The sequence below is a fragment of the Caldisalinibacter kiritimatiensis genome, from assembly GCF_000387765.1.
Classification (GTDB): domain Bacteria; phylum Bacillota; class Clostridia; order Tissierellales; family Caldisalinibacteraceae; genus Caldisalinibacter; species Caldisalinibacter kiritimatiensis.
Genome location: NZ_ARZA01000060.1, coordinates 1 through 4,032 on the forward strand (window position 1 = coordinate 1; position 4,032 = coordinate 4,032).

Genomic DNA, 4,032 nt, shown 5'->3' on the forward strand with positions numbered 1-4,032 from the left:
TGCCAAAGTCTCATTATCTATTGCAATTCCGTCCCTCGACAACAAAAGTATTTGGCTAACTCCATCTCCTCTTAATCTTTCGTATTTAATCATATCTGTCCCTCGACAACAAAACATTTGGCCAACAGCTAATAGCTAGCAGCCAGTAGCCAATTTATTATGTGTATGAGCGTTTTTTATTTTTACTCTAATGAATTATTTATCGAATAGCAAATGGCGAACACAGAAAATCCATGCTAATTTTAAATTTTCAATTTTAAATTTCTTTCACGTCTTCTTGAACATTTTTATTACTCATATCTTAATGCTAATATCGGGTCAAGTTTTGCAGCTTTATTTGCTGGATATAAACCAGATATCACCCCTACAATTGTAGAAAATATAACTGCAATTAGTATTGTTATTATTGATATTGAAGGTGGTATTCCCAATGACATAGCTATAAGAGCTTGAATTCCTAAACCAAAAGCTGTACCTATAATTCCCCCTATACCTGTTATAAGCATTGATTCAATTAAAAACTGAATAAGTATGTCTTTTCTTGTAGCTCCAATTGCCTTTCTTATACCTATTTCCCTTGTTCTTTCAGTAACTGAAACTAACATTATATTCATAACTCCTATACCACCAACCAATAAAGATATGGCAGCTATAGCACCTATAACTCCAGATAAAACCCCTAGAATATTGTTAAATATATCCATAACTTGTTGCGCTGTCTGAACTCTATAATAGTTTTTACCTTCATTTCTATGTCTTTTTTCTATTACCTTGATTATATTGTCTGTAAGTTTATTAACATTCTTATTATCTAACACACTAATCTCAAAGCTATAGTATCTACTACCCATTCTCAACTTTTTCATTAATGTCACAGGTGCGTATAGTTGAGTAGGAATGTCTCCTGCTAATTGTTGATTAAGTTTGTCAAAGGTTGATGGTGGTGTTTCATAAACTCCACACACTAATAGTGCAATCTTAGAAAAGCCTGTATCAACCATTATTTTTTCTCCTAATACATCGGTTCTTTTAAATAAATCCATAGCTAGCTTCTTATCTATTACACATACGTTTCTTTCTCCCTTTACATCCGACTCTAATAAAAACCTTCCCTTTACCATATCAAAGTTCTGGATTTTGCTGTAATCTTCATTCACTCCTATTATATATATCGACCCTTTCTCTCTTCCTGATAATGCTTCACCATTAGTACTCATAATAGGAGAAATAGCTTTAATATCGTCTTTAAATATTCTTTTTATCGTCGCTAAATCATACTCATCAAATCGGTCTTGATATCTAGGATTTTCACCCCAGTTCATCCCAAATATAACTCTATTTGTACCTATTTTTTCAAATTCATTACCTATAGTAGCTTGGCTACCTTGCCCTAATGAAACAATCGTTATAACAGATGCTATACCTATTATTATACCTAACATAGTTAAAAAAGAACGCATTTTATTAGCTAATAAACTTGATATAGCTATCCTAAAACTCTCTAGAATATTCAAAACTTAAACACCTCATTTCTGTGCTGCCTCTGGATTTACCACTACTCTATTTTCTACTAACTCGTCATTGATTAACCTTCCATCTCTAAACGTTATTATTCTCTTAGAATGCTTAGCTATATCTGGTTCATGGGTAACCAATACTATCGTAACCCCTTCCTCATTAAGACTTTGGAATATAGACATTATTTCTTCGCCTGACTTTGTATCTAAATTCCCAGTTGGCTCATCTGCAAGTATTATTGCAGGATTATTTACTAAAGCTCTAGCTATTGCAACCCTCTGTTTTTGTCCTCCTGACAATTCATTAGGTTTATGATGTATTCTATCTCCTAAACCAACCTTTTCTAGTGCTTCTAACGCTCTTTTTCTTCTATCTTTAGCATGTATACCTGCATATAACATAGGTAACTCTACATTTTTTATTGCTGAAGTTCTAGATAATAAGTTAAATGACTGAAATACAAATCCTATTTTCTTATTTCTTATAGCAGCAAGCTCTTTTTCACTTAACTTTTCTATATCTATACCGTCTAACATATATTTCCCTGTTGTAGGTCTATCTAAACATCCCACAATATTCATGAAAGTCGATTTTCCAGAGCCTGAAGGCCCCATTATTGATACAAATTCATTCTTTTTTATATCAAGACTAACATCTTTTAATGCATGAACTTCTACACTACCTGTTTTATAAGTTTTATTTAAATTTTCAATCTTTATCATTCAATATCACCTTTATCTATTGTGTTAACTTTCATTCCATCTTTTATTTTTTCATTTGGATTAAGTACTATTTTATCTCCTACTTCTATTGAATCAGACATTATTTCTACTTTTATGTCCCCTTCTATTCCTAATTCTACAGGTACTTCTCTTACTATGTTTTGTTCGTCAACTTTAAATACAACAGTGACACCATCTTTTCTTTGATATAACGACTCATATGGTACAACTAAAGCCTTATCTTTTCTAGCAGTTTTAATTAATACATCAGCTGAAAAGCCTGGTTTCACGTCCTTTGTAGGATTATCTATATCAATCTTAACCTTAATATTAGTTTCAGTTCCAGCACTTGAATTTAAAACTGTTGCTATAGGAGCTATATATGATACTTTTCCTTCGAATTCTTTTCCTTTAAACGCTTCACCCGTTATAGAAACGTCTTGCCTTATCTTAACATCATTAATGTCAAATTCACTTACATTTATCTCGATTTCTAATTCATTTAAGTTTTCAACAACAAATACTGGTGTTAAGGTATTAGCAGGAATACCCACTTTAGCATTTGACATTACTACTGTTCCATCCATAGGACTCTTAATTATTGATTCTTCTAGCTTTTTCTTTTGAAGCTTTAAATTTAATTCTTCAAGCTCTATTCTCTTTCTTTGACTCTCTAAATCTTTATTTTCTTTAGCCTCTTTAAGCTGATTTTGTGCTAATTCAAGATTGTTTTTAGCAGTAGTTAATGATGTATTATCCATATCTAACTGTGATTTACTAATAGCCCCAGCCTCAAATAAAGTCAAAGATGTATTATATTTTTTCTTTGCATTCTCATATGCTATTTTTGCACTTTCAACATTCTTTTCTAATTGGAATGTATCTGTGCCTTCAAGCATATCTTCAAATTTTTTCTTTTCAAGCTCCAAATTTGTCTCTGCTACCTTTACTTTATACTCTAAATCCTGCGTATCAAGTTTAGCAAGAATATCTCCCTTTGATACTTTATCGCCTTCCTCTACAAAAACTTCTTCTATTGGATATGGAAGGCTACATACAACATTTTTCTCCTCCTTTGCTTTTATAATTCCATTGTTCATGATATTGGCCTCAATTGATTCTTCTTTAACAACAGTAGTAGACACAGTCATTTCTGCATCATCAGTATTTACTGCTTTTGCTACACTGATTGAAATGATACCTATACCTACTAACACTGCTAGAACAATAATAAGGGTTTTCTTTTTACTCTTTGCCACTGAATAACCTCCTTAATTAGCTTAATTTGTGTTTTGAATCTTATTATAATAATAGAAGTTAATAATATTATAATATATAAAAATTAGATATATAACCTCCATTTTCCTGCATAAAATAACAATAAAATCGACTAATTCTGCTCCTAGGGGGGCAGGGATTAGGGGCAGAGGTCAGGGGTCAGGGAACTAAAAAAATAGACAAGAAAGTGGCTGTTCGCATTTCGCTGTTTGAAAAATATACGTACAAAAAAAGAGCTGGAATAACCAGCTTAAATATAATTCTAAATTTTAAATGTTAAATTTTAAATTAAATACATTACATAATCCCTACTCCACATGATTTCAATAATGAAATTGTGCTACATTAACTTTCTAATAATGTAACCTCGCAATGAGGTGTGAGCTCTATTCTCTTATGTTGTTATTGAGGGACGCCCACGTCCCTCAATCTGTTTTCTGTCGAGGGACGTGGGCGTCCCTCGACAACAAAAGTATTTGGCTAACAGCTAATAGCTAGCAGCCAGTAGCCAAAT

Annotated in this window: 3 protein-coding genes; all 3 read right to left on the reverse strand. The window is 32.1% G+C overall.

Annotated features, from left to right (window positions below; all coding sequences use genetic code 11):
• Nucleotides 1-290: 290 nt before the first annotated feature.
• Nucleotides 291-1,460, reverse strand: a complete 1,170-nt coding sequence (locus L21TH_RS02520; RefSeq protein WP_479722801.1) for an ABC transporter permease — start codon at nucleotides 1,458-1,460, stop codon at nucleotides 291-293.
• A 66-nt stretch (nucleotides 1,461-1,526) separates the two neighbouring features.
• Nucleotides 1,527-2,240: an ABC transporter ATP-binding protein gene (locus L21TH_RS02525; RefSeq protein WP_006308302.1), complete on the reverse strand. Its 714-nt coding sequence runs from the start codon at nucleotides 2,238-2,240 to the stop codon at nucleotides 1,527-1,529.
• The gene (locus L21TH_RS02530; RefSeq protein WP_006308303.1) at nucleotides 2,237-3,499 is read right to left on the reverse strand and encodes an efflux RND transporter periplasmic adaptor subunit; all 1,263 of its coding nucleotides are present in this window, start codon (nucleotides 3,497-3,499) and stop codon (nucleotides 2,237-2,239) included. The genes L21TH_RS02525 and L21TH_RS02530 overlap by 4 nt, the downstream gene beginning before the upstream one ends.
• Between the last annotated feature and the right edge of the window lie 533 nt (nucleotides 3,500-4,032).

Coding starts and splice junctions, on each gene's coding strand:
- L21TH_RS02525 (WP_006308302.1), bottom strand. CDS start 2,240: ATGATAAAGATTGAAAATTTAAATAAAACTTATAAAACAGGTAGTGTA.
- L21TH_RS02520 (WP_479722801.1), bottom strand. CDS start 1,460: ATGCGTTCTTTTTTAACTATGTTAGGTATAATAATAGGTATAGCATCT.